9 protein-coding genes, 3 rRNA genes and 2 pseudogenes are annotated in these 15,537 nt (G+C 65.5%); 2 read left to right on the top strand and 12 right to left on the bottom strand.

Annotated elements, in window-relative coordinates; all coding sequences use genetic code 11:
• Positions 1 to 18 precede the first annotated feature (18 nt).
• From OG953_RS24420 to OG953_RS24400, 5 genes and pseudogenes are all read right to left on the bottom strand, one after another.
• Positions 19 to 663, bottom strand: coding sequence for an HAD family hydrolase (locus tag OG953_RS24420; RefSeq protein WP_405686860.1), 645 nt, complete (start codon positions 661 to 663; stop codon positions 19 to 21).
• Positions 664 to 735: 72 nt separating this feature from the next.
• A 5S ribosomal RNA gene (gene rrf, locus OG953_RS24415) occupies positions 736 to 852 on the bottom strand.
• A 79-nt stretch (positions 853 to 931) separates the two neighbouring features.
• A 23S ribosomal RNA gene (locus OG953_RS24410) occupies positions 932 to 4,055 on the bottom strand.
• A gap of 296 nt (positions 4,056 to 4,351) precedes the next feature.
• Positions 4,352 to 5,877 (bottom strand): 16S ribosomal RNA (locus OG953_RS24405).
• The 16S, 23S and 5S rRNA genes sit together here, the layout of an rRNA operon.
• Before the next feature lie 657 nt (positions 5,878 to 6,534).
• Positions 6,535 to 6,977 (bottom strand): annotated as a pseudogene (locus OG953_RS24400) (AraC family transcriptional regulator); the annotation flags it as partial.
• Between the two features lie 19 nt (positions 6,978 to 6,996).
• On the opposite strand from OG953_RS24400, the pseudogene OG953_RS24395 reads away from it, so the two are divergent.
• Positions 6,997 to 7,281 (top strand): annotated as a pseudogene (locus OG953_RS24395) (isochorismatase family protein); the annotation flags it as partial.
• A 3-nt stretch (positions 7,282 to 7,284) separates the two neighbouring features.
• Here the strand turns inward: OG953_RS24395 and proC are convergent.
• The 6 genes from proC to OG953_RS24365 form a co-directional block, all read right to left on the bottom strand.
• Entirely contained in the window at positions 7,285 to 8,094 is an 810-nt protein-coding gene (gene proC / locus OG953_RS24390; RefSeq protein WP_405686859.1) for a pyrroline-5-carboxylate reductase, read from the bottom strand.
• A 92-nt stretch (positions 8,095 to 8,186) separates the two neighbouring features.
• On the bottom strand, positions 8,187 to 8,966 hold the full coding sequence (locus tag OG953_RS24385) for an ABC transporter permease (RefSeq protein ID WP_405686857.1): 780 nt from the start codon (positions 8,964 to 8,966) through the stop codon (positions 8,187 to 8,189).
• Complete coding sequence (locus OG953_RS24380) at positions 8,963 to 9,730, bottom strand: ABC transporter ATP-binding protein (RefSeq protein ID WP_405686855.1); 768 nt, start codon at positions 9,728 to 9,730, stop codon at positions 8,963 to 8,965. Before OG953_RS24380 ends, OG953_RS24385 begins: the two co-directional genes overlap by 4 nt.
• Positions 9,731 to 9,763: 33 nt before the next feature.
• Entirely contained in the window at positions 9,764 to 10,165 is a 402-nt protein-coding gene (locus OG953_RS24375) for a class I SAM-dependent methyltransferase (protein WP_405686854.1), read from the bottom strand.
• 84 nt (positions 10,166 to 10,249) lie between these two features.
• Positions 10,250 to 10,789, bottom strand: coding sequence for a hypothetical protein (locus tag OG953_RS24370; RefSeq protein WP_405686852.1), 540 nt, complete (start codon positions 10,787 to 10,789; stop codon positions 10,250 to 10,252).
• Between the two features lie 81 nt (positions 10,790 to 10,870).
• A complete protein-coding gene (locus tag OG953_RS24365) occupies positions 10,871 to 11,203 on the bottom strand; it encodes an SH3 domain-containing protein (RefSeq protein ID WP_405686851.1) in 333 nt (110 codons plus the stop codon).
• Positions 11,204 to 11,326: 123 nt separating this feature from the next.
• On the opposite strand from OG953_RS24365, the gene OG953_RS24360 reads away from it, so the two are divergent.
• Positions 11,327 to 13,540 (top strand): serine/threonine-protein kinase, encoded by a 2,214-nt coding sequence (locus OG953_RS24360; protein WP_405686849.1) that lies wholly within the window; start codon positions 11,327 to 11,329, stop codon positions 13,538 to 13,540.
• Positions 13,541 to 13,588: 48 nt separating this feature from the next.
• Here OG953_RS24360 and ilvD read toward each other — a convergent pair whose 3' ends face one another.
• Positions 13,589 to 15,439 carry a dihydroxy-acid dehydratase gene (gene ilvD, locus OG953_RS24355; RefSeq protein ID WP_405686847.1) on the bottom strand — a complete coding sequence of 617 codons (1,851 nt, stop codon included), beginning with the start codon at positions 15,437 to 15,439 and terminating at the stop codon, positions 13,589 to 13,591.
• Between the last annotated feature and the right edge of the window lie 98 nt (positions 15,440 to 15,537).

The raw sequence follows: 15,537 nt of genomic DNA, 5'->3' as shown, positions 1-15,537 counted from the left end.
TACCCATGGGTAGATGGATCAGGCGAGCAATTCCCGCAGTTGACTCATGTCGGAGAAGTGCCCGATCACCCCGGCGAGCCGGTCCGCCGGCATCATCGATGTAAACCCGTACACATCCATCCCCGCGGCCCTGGCCGCCTCCACTCCGAGCGGGCTGTCTTCGATGACGACGCACCGCTCGGGAGGTACGCCCATCCGCTCGGCGGCGTGCAGGAACAGATCGGGCGCCGGCTTTCCCTGCCCCACATCCTCCGCGCTGAAGATCCACTCCTCCTCGAACCACTGGTCGAGCCCGGTCTTGCGATGCCCGACCCTGATCCGCTCATGGTTGCTGGAGGATGCGACGCAGTAGGCGACCCCGTCGGCGACAAGCTTGCCCAGCACATCTTCGACACCCGCCACCGGCTCCAGCTCCTGCTGGAACGCAGCGAAGACCCGCGAGTGAAGCGTTTCGTCGAAGTCCGCGGGCAGCTTCTCCCCGGTCCTCTCCTCGACGAGATCGTGCACCCGGTGCACGGCAGCCCCCATGTAGTCGCGAACACACTCCTGGTACGAGGTGGGGTGACCGAGCTCTGTGAGGTACTCGGCCAGGATGGTGTTGGAGATCGGCTCGCTGTCCACGAGCACACCGTCGTTGTCGAAGATGACCAGTTCGTAGCGCATGGTTCGAGCCTAGACGCTCAGAACGCAGAAAAGCCCCGTGCCACAAGGGCACGGGGCTTTCCCGTAAAAGGAGTTCGGCGGCGTCCTACTCTCCCACAGGGTCCCCCCTGCAGTACCATCGGCGCTGAAAGGCTTAGCTTCCGGGTTCGGAATGTAACCGGGCGTTTCCCTAACGCAATGACCACCGAAACACTATGAAATTAACCAACACCGGAACACAACACGGCCGTTCGTTATTTCAGAACTAACACAGTGGACGCGAGCAACTGAGGACAAGCCCTCGGCCTATTAGTACCAGTCAGCTCCACCCGTTACCGGGCTTCCACATCTGGCCTATCAACCCAGTCGTCTACTGGGAGCCTTAACCAATCAAGTTGGTGGGAATACTCATCTCGAAGCAGGCTTCCCGCTTAGATGCTTTCAGCGGTTATCCTTTCCGAACGTAGCCAACCAGCCATGCCCTTGGCAGAACAACTGGCACACCAGAGGTTCGTCCGTCCCGGTCCTCTCGTACTAGGGACAGCCCTTCTCAATATTCCTACGCGCACAGCGGATAGGGACCGAACTGTCTCACGACGTTCTAAACCCAGCTCGCGTACCGCTTTAATGGGCGAACAGCCCAACCCTTGGGACCGACTCCAGCCCCAGGATGCGACGAGCCGACATCGAGGTGCCAAACCATCCCGTCGATATGGACTCTTGGGGAAGATCAGCCTGTTATCCCCGGGGTACCTTTTATCCGTTGAGCGACAGCGCTTCCACAAGCCACTGCCGGATCACTAGTCCCGACTTTCGTCCCTGCTCGACCCGTCGGTCTCACAGTCAAGCTCCCTTGTGCACTTACACTCAACACCTGATTGCCAACCAGGCTGAGGGAACCTTTGGGCGCCTCCGTTACTCTTTAGGAGGCAACCGCCCCAGTTAAACTACCCATCAGACACTGTCCCTGATCCGGATCACGGACCCAGGTTAGACATCCAGCACGACCAGAGTGGTATTTCAACGACGACTCCACAACCACTGGCGTGGCTGCTTCAAAGTCTCCCACCTATCCTACACAAGCCGAACCGAACACCAATATCAAACTGTAGTAAAGGTCCCGGGGTCTTTCCGTCCTGCTGCGCGAAACGAGCATCTTTACTCGTAGTGCAATTTCACCGGGCCTATGGTTGAGACAGTCGAGAAGTCGTTACGCCATTCGTGCAGGTCGGAACTTACCCGACAAGGAATTTCGCTACCTTAGGATGGTTATAGTTACCACCGCCGTTTACTGGCGCTTAAGTTCTCAGCTTCGCCGACCCGAAAGTCAGCTAACCGGTCCCCTTAACGTTCCAGCACCGGGCAGGCGTCAGTCCGTATACATCGCCTTACGGCTTCGCACGGACCTGTGTTTTTAGTAAACAGTCGCTTCTCGCTGGTCTCTGCGGCCACCCCCAGCTCATGGAGTAAATCCAATCACCAGTGATGGCCCCCTTCTCCCGAAGTTACGGGGGCATTTTGCCGAGTTCCTTAACCATAGTTCACCCGAACGCCTCGGTATTCTCTACCTGACCACCTGAGTCGGTTTAGGGTACGGGCCGCCATGAAACTCGCTAGAGGCTTTTCTCGACAGCATAGGATCATCCACTTCACCACAATCGGCTCGGCATCAGGTCTCAGCCTTAACGTGTGACGGATTTACCTACCACACGGCCTACACCCTTACCCCGGGACAACCACCGCCCGGGCTGGACTACCTTCCTGCGTCACCCCATCGCTTACCTAGTACAAGTCTGGTTCGTCGGCTCCACCACTACCCTCAACTCCGAAGAGATCGGGCCGGCTTCACGGACTTAGCATCGCCTGATTCAGTATTGGGCGTTTCAAAGCGGGTACCGGAATATCAACCGGTTGTCCATCGACTACGCCTGTCGGCCTCGCCTTAGGTCCCGACTTACCCTGGGCAGATCAGCTTGACCCAGGAACCCTTAGTCAATCGGCGCACACGTTTCTCACGTGTGTATCGCTACTCATGCCTGCATTCTCACTCGTGAACCGTCCACAACTCGCTTCCGCGGCTGCTTCACCCGGCACACGACGCTCCCCTACCCATCCGTACTCCCGTTGGGGATACATGTACGAATGACACGACTTCGGCGGTACGCTTGAGCCCCGCTACATTGTCGGCGCGGAATCACTTGACCAGTGAGCTATTACGCACTCTTTCAAGGGTGGCTGCTTCTAAGCCAACCTCCTGGTTGTCTCTGCGACTCCACATCCTTTCCCACTTAGCGTACGCTTAGGGGCCTTAGTCGATGCTCTGGGCTGTTTCCCTCTCGACCATGGAGCTTATCCCCCACAGTCTCACTGCCGCGCTCTCACTTACCGGCATTCGGAGTTTGGCTAAGGTCAGTAACCCGGTAGGGCCCATCGCCTATCCAGTGCTCTACCTCCGGTAAGAAACACACGACGCTGCACCTAAATGCATTTCGGGGAGAACCAGCTATCACGGAGTTTGATTGGCCTTTCACCCCTAACCACAGGTCATCCCCCAGGTTTTCAACCCTGGTGGGTTCGGTCCTCCACGAAGTCTTACCTCCGCTTCAACCTGCCCATGGCTAGATCACTCCGCTTCGGGTCTTGAGCGTGCTACTGAAACGCCCTATTCGGACTCGCTTTCGCTACGGCTTCCCCACACGGGTTAACCTCGCAACACACCGCAAACTCGCAGGCTCATTCTTCAAAAGGCACGCAGTCACGACTGCATGTGCAAGCACATACAGCGACGCTCCCACGGCTTGTAGGCACACGGTTTCAGGTACTATTTCACTCCGCTCCCGCGGTACTTTTCACCATTCCCTCACGGTACTATCCGCTATCGGTCACCAGGGAATATTTAGGCTTAGCGGGTGGTCCCGCCAGATTCACACGGGATTTCTCGGGCCCCGTGCTACTTGGGTGTCTCTCAAACGAGCCGTTGATGTTTCAGCTACGGGGGTCTTACCCTCTACGCCGGACCTTTCGCATGTCCTTCGCCTACATCAACGGTTTCTGACTCGTCTCACGGCCGGCAGACCGTGAAAGAGAGATCCCACAACCCCGCATGCGCAACCCCTGCCGGGTATCACACGCATACGGTTTGGCCTCATCCAGTTTCGCTCGCCACTACTCCCGGAATCACGGTTGTTTTCTCTTCCTGAGGGTACTGAGATGTTTCACTTCCCCTCGTTCCCTCCACACTGCCTATGTGTTCAGCAGCGGGTGACAGCCCATGACGACTGCCGGGTTTCCCCATTCGGACACCCCCGGATCAAAGCTCGGTTGACAGCTCCCCGGGGCCTATCGTGGCCTCCCACGTCCTTCATCGGTTCCTGGTGCCAAGGCATCCACCGTGCGCCCTTAAAAACTTGGCCACAGATGCTCGCGTCCACTGTGCAGTTCTCAAACAACGACCAGCCACCCATCACCCCACCCCTGAGGGCGAGTTCACTGGGGCCGGCAACTGAAGGCGACCTCACGGCCGTACCCTCAGATACCCAACAACGTGCCCGGCACAACCGATCCCTTCCCACGTTCCACGCCGAAGCAGTACTAGTGAAAAACAACCTGTCGTGCCGAATAGTCAACGTTCCACCCATGAGCTGACCACCGTCGAACATTTGCCGACGTAGTGGCTCTGGATTCCTTACGGAATCTAGATGCTCCTTAGAAAGGAGGTGATCCAGCCGCACCTTCCGGTACGGCTACCTTGTTACGACTTCGTCCCAATCGCCAGTCCCACCTTCGACAGCTCCCTCCCACAAGGGGTTGGGCCACCGGCTTCGGGTGTTACCGACTTTCGTGACGTGACGGGCGGTGTGTACAAGGCCCGGGAACGTATTCACCGCAGCAATGCTGATCTGCGATTACTAGCAACTCCGACTTCATGGGGTCGAGTTGCAGACCCCAATCCGAACTGAGACCGGCTTTTTGAGATTCGCTCCGCCTCGCGGCATCGCAGCTCATTGTACCGGCCATTGTAGCACGTGTGCAGCCCAAGACATAAGGGGCATGATGACTTGACGTCGTCCCCACCTTCCTCCGAGTTGACCCCGGCAGTCTCCTGTGAGTCCCCATCACCCCGAAGGGCATGCTGGCAACACAGAACAAGGGTTGCGCTCGTTGCGGGACTTAACCCAACATCTCACGACACGAGCTGACGACAGCCATGCACCACCTGTATACCGACCACAAGGGGGGCACCATCTCTGATGCTTTCCGGTATATGTCAAGCCTTGGTAAGGTTCTTCGCGTTGCGTCGAATTAAGCCACATGCTCCGCTGCTTGTGCGGGCCCCCGTCAATTCCTTTGAGTTTTAGCCTTGCGGCCGTACTCCCCAGGCGGGGAACTTAATGCGTTAGCTGCGGCACCGACGACGTGGAATGTCGCCAACACCTAGTTCCCAACGTTTACGGCGTGGACTACCAGGGTATCTAATCCTGTTCGCTCCCCACGCTTTCGCTCCTCAGCGTCAGTAATGGCCCAGAGATCCGCCTTCGCCACCGGTGTTCCTCCTGATATCTGCGCATTTCACCGCTACACCAGGAATTCCGATCTCCCCTACCACACTCTAGCCTGCCCGTATCGACTGCAGACCCGGGGTTAAGCCCCGGGCTTTCACAACCGACGCAACAAGCCGCCTACGAGCTCTTTACGCCCAATAATTCCGGACAACGCTTGCGCCCTACGTATTACCGCGGCTGCTGGCACGTAGTTAGCCGGCGCTTCTTCTGCAGGTACCGTCACTCTCGCTTCTTCCCTGCTGAAAGAGGTTTACAACCCGAAGGCCGTCATCCCTCACGCGGCGTCGCTGCATCAGGCTTTCGCCCATTGTGCAATATTCCCCACTGCTGCCTCCCGTAGGAGTCTGGGCCGTGTCTCAGTCCCAGTGTGGCCGGTCGCCCTCTCAGGCCGGCTACCCGTCGTCGCCTTGGTAGGCCATCACCCCACCAACAAGCTGATAGGCCGCGGGCTCATCCTTCACCGCCGGAGCTTTCAACCCCGTCCCATGCGGGACAGAGTGTTATCCGGTATTAGACCCCGTTTCCAGGGCTTGTCCCAGAGTGAAGGGCAGATTGCCCACGTGTTACTCACCCGTTCGCCACTAATCCACCCCGAAGGGCTTCATCGTTCGACTTGCATGTGTTAAGCACGCCGCCAGCGTTCGTCCTGAGCCAGGATCAAACTCTCCGTGAATGTTTTCCCGTAATCGGGACACACATCACGAGAGCGGAACGATCAGCCGGAATAAGACCGATCGTTCACAGCGTCCTCGCTGTGTAAATTGCCTACCGGAACCGTGAGGCCCGGCAGGACTTTCAAAGGAACCACCAACCTGCCGAAGCAGGCCGGGGTATCAACATATCTGGCGTTGACTTTTGGCACGCTGTTGAGTTCTCAAGGAACGGACGCTTCCTTTGTACTCACCCTCTCGGGCTTTCCTCCGGGCTTTCCCTTCGGTCTTGCATTTCCGACTCTATCAGACTCTTTCGTGTCCGATTCCCGGTCGAAGCGGCCCCCTGCGGAGCAGGAGAATTTTTACTGCGCTTTCCAGTTCTTCGCTTTCGCGTTTCCCTTTCCGGCGAGTCCGACTCTATCAGATCCTTTCGGGCCTGATTCCCAGTCAGCGGGTTTCGTCTTCCCGGCTGTTGGGCCGTTCCGACGAGTGAGACTTTAGCGAATCCTGGGCCTCGACGCTAATCGGGGTCGCGCTCCTTCGAACGCGGATTCTTCATTTCGCAAATGCGCACAGAAAGTCTGGCGACAGATGTCGCTGACCAGATGTGGTTACTGCGGAATGGCTGCCCGGGGACCGACCGGAGTCGGCGCTCACGTCGGACAACCCGGAGAACACTACGGATGTGGGCGTGTCGTGTCAACCTCGGGCCTGCCCGGGTTCTGATGGGAGGCCAGGCGGTAGTCGCGGGGGCTGGTGGAGAGGTGGGTGGCGAAGTGCTGGCGCATGGTGATCTCGCTGCCGAAGCCGGTGCGGCGGGCGAAGGAGCGGGGGACATTCCGACGTGCGCGGCGAGGTCGGCGGCCGTGTGGGGTTCGGCCGGACGGGTCAGGGCGAGGGCCCGTACCGAGGCGAGGGTGTCGGCGTCGCGGTCGGTGTGGGGCGTGGGGTGCTCGATGAACTGGGCCTGGGTGCCGGTGCGGAAGGGGGCCGTGACCGTCGAGCGGGCGATCGTCGCGGCCGTCTCCGCACCGTGGGCCGTACGTACGAGATGGAGGCAGAGGTCGATGCCGGCCGCGGTGCCCGCTGACGTCCCGATGTTGTTGCCGTGGAGGAGAACGCGGCGCTGGTCGTGATGGAACGTGAACTCCGCCTTCTACGGGACGCCCGATCTCGGGGTGCGGCAGATCGTGGTGGCCGGGATCCAGACCAATATGTGCGCCGAGACGACGGCGCGGATGGGCGGGAACCTCGGGTACGAGGTGTTCTTCGCGCTGGATGCGACGTACACCTTCGACGGGGTGGGGCCGTGGGGGTGGACGCTGGACGCGGATGAGCCGGCGCGGGCCACCGCCGTGTCGTTGTACGGCGGTGGGTTCGCGAAGGTGGTGCGCAGTGCGGAGCTGATCGAGGCTGCCGGGTAGCTGTCAGCCGTTGCCGGAGGCGAGTTCGCGGCTGCGGTCGCGGGCTGCTTCGAGGGCGGCGATGAGGGCGGCTCGTACGCCGTGGTTCTCCAGTTCGCGGATGGCGCTGATGGTGGTGCCGGCCGGGCTGGTGACGGCTTCGCGGAGCTTGACCGGGTGTTCGCCGCTGTCGCGGAGCATCACGGCGGCGCCGATGGCGGCCTGGACGATCAGGTCGTGGGCCTGGGCGCGGGGCAGGCCGAGCAGGATGCCCGCGTCGGTCATCGCCTCGACGAGGAAGTAGAAGTACGCCGGGCCCGAACCGGAGAGGGCGGTGGCCGCGTCCTGCTGGGACTCGGGGACGCGCAGGGTCTTGCCAACGCCGCCGAAGATCGCCTCGGCGGTGGCGAGGTGTTCGGTGGTGGCGTGGCTGCCCGCGGAGATGACGGACATGCCCTCGTCGACGAGGACGGGGGTGTTCGGCATGACGCGTACGACCGGGGTGCTCGCGGTGAGGCGGTCCTCGATGAAGGCGGTTGTGATGCCTGCGGCGGCGCTGATGACCAGGCGGTCGGCGGTGACGTGCTCGGCGAGCTCGTCCAGGAGCCGGCCCATGTCCTGGGGCTTGACCGCGAGGATGAGGACGTCGGCGCGCTTGGCGGCCTCGGCGTTGGTGACGGAATCGACGCCGTAGCGGCTGTGGAGTTCCTCGGCACGCTCGGAGCGGCGGGTGGTGACCAGCAGGTTCGCCGGGCGCCAGCCTGCCCGGATCATGCCGCTGAGCAGGGCCTCGCCGATTTTTCCGGTGCCGAGGACGGCAACTGTCTGGGTCATGCGGTTCACCCTCCGGGCGGTGCTCGCGGTTCTCGGTGCGTCGTGCTGACGGTTCTCGGTGCTCGTGTCCGTCATCCTCGCACCGGGGCCGGTCAGGCGGTACGTCGGCGGAGCGTGGCCGCGCCGAGAGTGAGGACGAGCAAAGCGCAGCCCGCGACGACCAGGACGTCGCGGATGAAGTCGCCGGTGACGTCGGTGTGATGGAGGACCTCGTTCATGCCGTCGACCGCGTACGACATGGGCAGGACGTTCGAGATGGCTTCGAGGACGGTCGCCATCCGGTCGCGTGCGATGAACAGTCCGCAGAGCAGAAGCTGCGGGAAGATCACGGCCGGCATGAACTGGACGGCCTGGAACTCGGATGCGGCGAAGGCGGAGACGAAGAGGCCCAGTGCCGTGCCGAGCAGGGCGTCGAGCAGGGCGACCAGAAGCAGCAGCCACGGTGAGCCGGTTACCTCCAGGCCGAGCGCCCAGACCGAGAGTGCGGTGGCCAGGAGGGACTGGACGATCGCGACGGCGCCGAAGGCAAGGGCGTAGCCGCCGATCAGGTCGCCCTTGCCGAGCGGCATGGCGAGGAGGCGTTCGAGGGTGCCCGAGGTGCGTTCGCGCAGGGTGGCGATCGAGGTCACCAGGAACATCGTGATCAGCGGGAAGATGCCGAGGAGCGAGGCGCCTATGGCGTCGAAGGTTCGGGGGCTGCCGTCGAACACGTACCGGAGCAGCGTGATCATCACGACCGGGATCAGGAGGAGCAGCGCGACGGTGCGGGGGTCGTGGGTCAGCTGGCGCAGGACGCGGGCGGCGGTGGCGAGCGTGCGGGCGGGGCTGAGGGGTGGCGCGGCCGGATGGGGCTGCGGGTGCGGGGTGCTCATCGGACGGTCTCCTGACGGGTGGCGGCTTCGTCGACCAGGTGGAGGAACGCCTCTTCGACGGTGGCGGCGTGGGCGGCGGTGCGCAGCGCCTCGGGGGTGTCGTCGGCGAGGATCTCGCCCTCGCGCATGAGGAGCAGCCGGTGGCAGCGCTCGGCCTCGTCCATGACGTGGGAGGAGACGAGGAGTGTGGTGCCGCGGTCGGCGGCGAGGGCGTGAAAGAGGTTCCACAGGTCTCGGCGGAGTACCGGGTCCAGGCCGACGGTCGGTTCGTCGAGGACCAGGAGTTCGGGGGTGCCGAGCAGGGCCACGGCGAGGGAGACACGGGTGAGCTGGCCGCCGGAGAGGGTGCCGGCCAGCGCGTCGGCGTGGCTGGTCAGGTCGACCTCGGCAATCGCGCGGGTGACGGCGGCGCGGCGGGTGTCCCGGTGGCGGCGGCCCGGCTGGAGGATCGCCGCGAAGTAGTCGAGGTTCTGCCGGACGGTCAGGTCGGTGTAGACGGACGGGGCCTGGGTGACGTACCCGATGCGCGGGCGGAGGGTGGGGTGTCCGGCGGGGCTGCCGAGCACGTCGAGGGTGCCGGTGACCTTGGCCTGGGTGCCCACGACGGCACGCATCAGGGTGGATTTGCCGCAGCCGGAGGGGCCCAGGAGGCCGGTGATCCTGCCGGGTTCGACGGTGAAGTCGAGGTCGCGGAGGACGGTGCGGTTGCCTCGTACGACGGTGAGGCCGCGGGCCTCGATGGCGACGCCCGGAGAATTCATCATGTGATGAATTTTGATCCTGGCGGTGTCGGTCCGTCAAGGTTGCGTGCGGTCCGGCCTGTGGGGCGGTGGGGGTCTGCGCGGTGCGGCGTGGTCCTTTTCCGACTTCGTGTGCCGACTTTGCCGCTTCGCTCTACGGGCCCGGTGCAGTTCTTCCGCCATGCCGGGGCCCGGTTCGACTGCGGTGACCCGCGCGCCCCGGTCGTGGAGAAGTCGGGTGGAGATACCCGTGCCCGCGCCGACGTCGATGGTGCGGGCACCACGCAGGGGGCGGCCGGCCAGTTCCTCGACGGTGTCGAAGAGAGCGGGCGGGTAGCCGGGGCGGGCCGCGGCGTACTGGGCGGCTGCGCGGCCGAAGGAGAGGGCGCGGGGTGGGGCCGGGGAGACGGGTGAGGAGGTGCGTGCCCGGAAATCGGAGTCGGAGCCGGAAGGAAGCATGGGCCATCGTGACCCGCGCGGGGGCCTTGCGCCGGTGCTCGCGGGACGTGACCCGCGCTTGTGGGGCCCTGCGCTCGTGGGGCCCTACTTGCGCTTGGGCCGCTTTCCCTTGGTGGTCTTGCGGGCGGCCGGGTTTCCGGTGCGGGCCGAGCGGCGCTTCGCGTAGCGGGCCAGGGCCGTATCGAACTCCGTGCGGCGCAGTTGCTCGCCCGGTGCCTCCTTGAACGTACGGAGGAAGTACGCGATCAGTGAGCCGACGAAGCCGATGGTCTTGAGGCCGCGCAGATTGGCCTCGCGCGCCGGATCGGCCGGGCGGCGGCTGAAGCCTTCCCACGTCTTGCGGAAGGCGATGGCACTGCAGATGGCGAACATCAGGACGACCAGGATGCCGACGAGGTTGCCGACGCCGGCGATCTCCAGTCCCTGGAAGGCGAAGCGGAGTACGAAGCAGGCGGCGACCGCGGCCGCGAGGGAGCCCACCGCCGCCCCGACGCGTCGCAGCCCGTAGCCCCCGTCGTGGTCGACCCAGGTCGTACCGAAGAAGAGCAGGGGCTCGGGCTGCGGGCCGGGCGCGGTGCTGCCGGGCGTGGTGCCGGGGCCGGGGGCTTCGCTGTTCTCGCTCACGAGGTCGATTATCCCCGGGCGGTCCCGGTCCCGATCGCCGTCCCCGTCACAGTCCCGGTCGCCGTCCCGTCGCGGTCCGGGTCAGTCGCAGCGCGGGGCGATGTAGCCGTCGCTGCCCGTGTGGACGTAGGCGTCCGCCACGAACTGGCCGTTGGCGATGTTGTCCCAGAGGTTCGAGGTGCCGTACGGGCCGGTGACCCGCTCCCCCGGCTTCTGGCAGTAGACCGGAACGCTCATTCCGTACGGAAGCGTCCTGACGATGCCGTACTGGGTGCCCGGTCCCGTGCGGACGTTGACCCGGTAGCCCGGTGCGATGGGGTACCTGGTGACGTCGTCGGTGCCGGCGAGCGCGGCCACGTCCTCGGCCGCGTCGGTGGTGCCGGTGGTGATGTCGGTGTGCTCATCCATGGCCATGAGGCCCTCCCCCGTTGAGAGACGGTGTGTACGACGCGCAGGCTACAAGCCCCGCCCGTTTCGCACGCACCATCGACTAGGCTCCGTGCGTCGCGCTTGCGGACGAACACACGGGGGTGGGCGATGCCGCCGCTGCGAGGTACCGGAGCCAATCCGGAAGCGGAGCATCCGGAGTACGCCGGTCACTACCGCCTTGAGGCATGTCTCGGCGCGGGCGGCATGGGTGTCGTGCACCTGGCGCGCTCCGCCTCGGGGCTGCAGCTCGCCGTCAAGGTGGTGCACCGGCACTATTCGGCGAACCCTGAGTTCAGGGCACGCTTCCGGCAGGAGGTCGGGGCGGCGAGGCGGGTCAGCGGGGCCTTCACGGCACCGGTTGTCGATGCCGATCCGGACGCCGCACGGCCATGGATGGCCACTCTGTACGTACCCGGCCCCACGCTCTCCGACCAGGTGAAGCGGAACGGGCCGATGGCCCCCGCCGAACTGCGCAGACTGACGGCGGGACTTGCCGAGGCGCTGCGCGACATCCATCGGGCCGGAGTGATCCACCGTGACCTCAAGCCGAGCAATGTGCTGCTCTCCGACTCCGGGCCCAAGGTCATCGACTTCGGGATCTCCCGGCCGTACGACAGCGATCTGCGCACCGAGACGGGCAAGCTGATCGGCTCGCCGCCGTACATGGCGCCCGAGCAGTTCCAGCGGCCGCGTGAAGTCGGGCCCGCCGCGGACGTGTTCGCCCTGGGGGCCGTGCTCGTCCATGCGGCGACCGGCCGGGGGCCCTTCGACTCCGACAGCCCGTACATCGTGGCCTACCAGGTGGTGCACGACGAGGCCGACCTGGCAGGGGTGCCGACCGATCTGGCGCCACTGATCGGCCAGTGCCTGGCGAAGGACCCTGCGGAGCGGCCCACTCCGGACGGCATCATGGCGGCGCTGCGCCCTCCTTCGTACGACGCCGCCGCGTTCATACCGTCGCAACGGCGGGCGGGTGCTGTCGAAGCCCCGGCGGTGTCGGGGCCGGAGATCGCGACGGGGGCGGATGCGGATGCGGACACGCATGTGGGCGCGGGCGCGGCGGCGCGGGGCAGGAAGGCGACCGCGAGCGGCGGCGGCAAGCGGCGGTGGCTGGCAGCCGCTGCGGCGCTGCTCGTCATGGGTGCCGGTGGGGTGTGGGCTGCCGGGGTGGTGGGCGACTCAGGTGGCTCGGGTGAGTCGGGGGAGTCAGGCGGCACGAAGGGCTCGGCAGCGGCATTCGCGCCGTGGCGGACGCCGCTGCCGGCCTCGGGCAGCTCCACGCCGGTCTGTTCCTCGGCGGGCGGTGCCGGCGAGGAGGCGTCCGTCCCGTCCGCCGCGCTGTACTGCGCGGCGGACGGGATCGGCGCCGCGCGGTTGGACCCCGCGGACGGCCGGGTGCTGTGGTCCCGTCACGGCCCCGCCGTGGACACCCCGTCGGTCGGCGTGGTGTCGGTCTCCGGCGGTCTGGTGCATACGGCGGTGCCGGGCGGGAAGCTCCGGGCGTACGACCCGGCCCAGGGCGAACAGGTCTGGGAAGCGGATCTCTCCCCGTACCTCGGCGCCCCCTTCGCCGCGGGTGACACGCTGCTGCTGGTCAATGAGGACGGCACGACCGACGCGCTCGACTCCGCGACCGGCGTGTCCCTCTGGCGGCATCCGCTCACCGGGCACCAGCGGCCGGACTACGCGCTGTACGACGAAGGATCGGGGCTGGCCTACGCATTCGAGCACTCGGCCTACGGGTCCACCACGCTGGTCACGGCCGTCGATGCGGCAACGGGGCACGCGGCGTGGCAGCGGCGGCTGGACGGAATGCTCACTCCGGTGGGGACCTCGGACGGTGCCCTCGTCCTGACGTCCATGAACGGGGACGCCCAGACCGTCGGGCTCGTCCGCTACGACCCGGAAGGCAAGAGCGTCGCACGGGTGGCGCTGCCGTTCCGGATGAACGAACCGGAGGTCGTGGTGGGCGGGGACACCGCGTATCTGCTGGCACACGGCGGGACCCTGGTCGCCGTCGACACGCGCCCGGCAGGCGACGGAGCTGTTCGCTGGCAGCTGGAGACCGCTGCCGGGCGGACGTCGGCGCCCGTTCTCGCCTCCGGGAACCGGCTGTACTTCTCGGCGGCGGACGGACGGTTGCTCGCCGTGGACACCGAGCGCGGAACGCTGCTGGGCCAGACGAGCCCCCGGCTCCGGGACGGGAAGCTCACGTACGCATCGGCGCTGCCCGCCCCTGTCGCCGCCGGCCGGACCGTCTTCGGTACCGCGCCCGACGGGTCCGTGTTCGCCGTCGACGGACAGGACGCCGCTCACTGGTGAGAGCGGGGTCCTTCGACAGCGTCCGCGGCTGCCTCGGTCAGCCTTTGTTCAGCCGAGCTTGGACACGTCCCGCACCGCGCCCCGGTCCGCGCTCGTCGCCATCGCCGCGTACGCGCGCAGCGCCGCGCTGACCTTGCGGTCACGGTCCTTCGGCGCGTACACGCCGTTCAGCGCCTCGCGGCGGGTGGTCAGCTCGGCCTCGGGAACGAGGAGCTCGATCGAGCGGTTCGGGATGTCGATCCTGATCCGGTCGCCGTCCTCGACCAGCGCGATCGTGCCGCCCGACGCCGCCTCCGGCGATGCGTGGCCGATCGACAGGCCCGACGTGCCGCCGGAGAAGCGACCGTCGGTGACGAGCGCACAGCTCTTGCCGAGGCCGCGGCCCTTCAGGAAGGAGGTGGGGTAGAGCATCTCCTGCATGCCGGGACCGCCTCGCGGGCCCTCGTAACGGATGACGACGACGTCGCCCTCCTTGATCTCTTTGCGGAGGATCTTGTCGACGGCCTCGTCCTGCGACTCGCAGACGACCGCCGGGCCCTCGAAGGTCCAGATCGACTCGTCGACGCCCGCCGTCTTCACGACGCAGCCGTCCTCGGCAAGGTTTCCCTTCAGGACCGCGAGACCGCCATCCTTGGAGTACGCGTGCTCCAGGTCGCGGATGCAGCCACCCGCCGCGTCCAGGTCGAGGGTGTCCCAGCGCTCGGACTGCGAGAAGGCAGTCGCGGAACGTACGCATCCGGGGGCCGCGTGCCACAGCTCGACGGCCTCGGGGGACGGCGAGCCGCCTCGGACGTCCCAGTTCTTCAGCCACTCGCCGAGGGTGGCGGAGTGCACCGAATGCACGTCCTCGTTGAGCAGACCGCCGCGGTAGAGCTCACCGAGGATGGCCGGGACGCCGCCCGCCCGGTGGACGTCCTCCATGTAGTAGGTGCCGCCGGGGGCCACGTTGGGCGCAACCTTCGACAGGCAGGGGACGCGGCGCGAGACCTCGTTGATGTCGTCGAGGTCGTAGGCGAGCTCGGCCTCCTGCGCTGCGGCGAGCAGGTGCAGGATCGTGTTGGTGGAGCCGCCCATGGCGATGTCCAGCGCCATGGCGTTGTCGAACGCGGCGCGGGTGCCGATGGAGCGCGGCAGGACCGTCGTGTCGTCCTGCTCGTAGTAGCGCTTGGTGATCTCGACGACCGTGCGGCCGGCGTCCTCGTACAGCGCCTTGCGGGCGGTGTGTGTGGCAAGGACGGAGCCGTTGCCGGGGAGGGAGAGGCCGAGGACCTCGGTCAGACAGTTCATCGAGTTGGCGGTGAACATGCCGGAACAGCTGCCGCAGGTGGGACAGGCGTTCTCCTCGATACGGAGGATGTCCTCGTCCGAGACGTTCTCGTTGACGGCGTCGCTGATCGCGTTGATCAGGTCGAGTTTGCGGACCGTGCCGTCGACGAGGGTGGCCTGACCGGCCTCCATCGGACCGCCGGAGACGAAGACCGTCGGGATGTTCATGCGCATCGCGGCCATCAGCATGCCGGGCGTGATCTTGTCGCAGTTGGAGATGCAGATCAGCGCGTCCGCGCAGTGCGCCTCGACCATGTACTCGACGGAGTCGGCGATCAGGTCGCGGGAGGGGAGCGAGTAGAGCATCCCGGCGTGGCCCATCGCGATGCCGTCGTCGACGGCGATGGTGTTGAACTCACGGGGGACGGCGCCTGCGGCCCTGATGGCGTCGGAGACGATCCTGCCCACCGGGGCGAGGTGGGTGTGGCCGGGGACGAACTCGGTGAAGGAGTTGGCGACAGCGATGATCGGCTTGCCGATGTCCTCGCTCGCTACGCCCGAGGCCCGCATAAGGGCGCGGGCGCCCGCCATGTTGCGGCCGTGGGTGACAGTGCGGGACCTCAGCTGGGGCATCGTCTCTCGCTCCTTCGACAGAAAAGACTGCTTCCGAGCCTACGCCTCCGACTCCAAGATCTGGACACGGTGTCCGGTATGCGGGATGGGGTGCTCGG

The organism is Streptomyces sp. NBC_00057, from assembly GCF_045041165.1.
GTDB lineage: Bacteria > Actinomycetota > Actinomycetes > Streptomycetales > Streptomycetaceae > Streptomyces.
The sequence above is the reverse complement of the archived record's forward strand: the minus strand, read 5'-3'. Positions and strand labels throughout refer to the sequence as shown.

What these genes read in the sequence shown, in the direction of transcription:
- OG953_RS24360 (WP_405686849.1), top strand. Translation starts at nt 11,327, where the DNA reads ATGCCGCCGCTGCGAGGTACCGGAGCCAATCCGGAAGCGGAGCATCCG.
- OG953_RS24420 (WP_405686860.1), bottom strand. Translation starts at nt 663, where the DNA reads ATGCGCTACGAACTGGTCATCTTCGACAACGACGGTGTGCTCGTGGAC.
- proC (WP_405686859.1), bottom strand. Translation starts at nt 8,094, where the DNA reads ATGACCCAGACAGTTGCCGTCCTCGGCACCGGAAAAATCGGCGAGGCC.
- ilvD (WP_405686847.1), bottom strand. Translation starts at nt 15,439, where the DNA reads ATGCCCCAGCTGAGGTCCCGCACTGTCACCCACGGCCGCAACATGGCG.
- OG953_RS24375 (WP_405686854.1), bottom strand. Translation starts at nt 10,165, where the DNA reads ATGCTTCCTTCCGGCTCCGACTCCGATTTCCGGGCACGCACCTCCTCA.
- OG953_RS24380 (WP_405686855.1), bottom strand. Translation starts at nt 9,730, where the DNA reads ATGATGAATTCTCCGGGCGTCGCCATCGAGGCCCGCGGCCTCACCGTC.
- OG953_RS24365 (WP_405686851.1), bottom strand. Translation starts at nt 11,203, where the DNA reads ATGGCCATGGATGAGCACACCGACATCACCACCGGCACCACCGACGCG.
- OG953_RS24385 (WP_405686857.1), bottom strand. Translation starts at nt 8,966, where the DNA reads ATGAGCACCCCGCACCCGCAGCCCCATCCGGCCGCGCCACCCCTCAGC.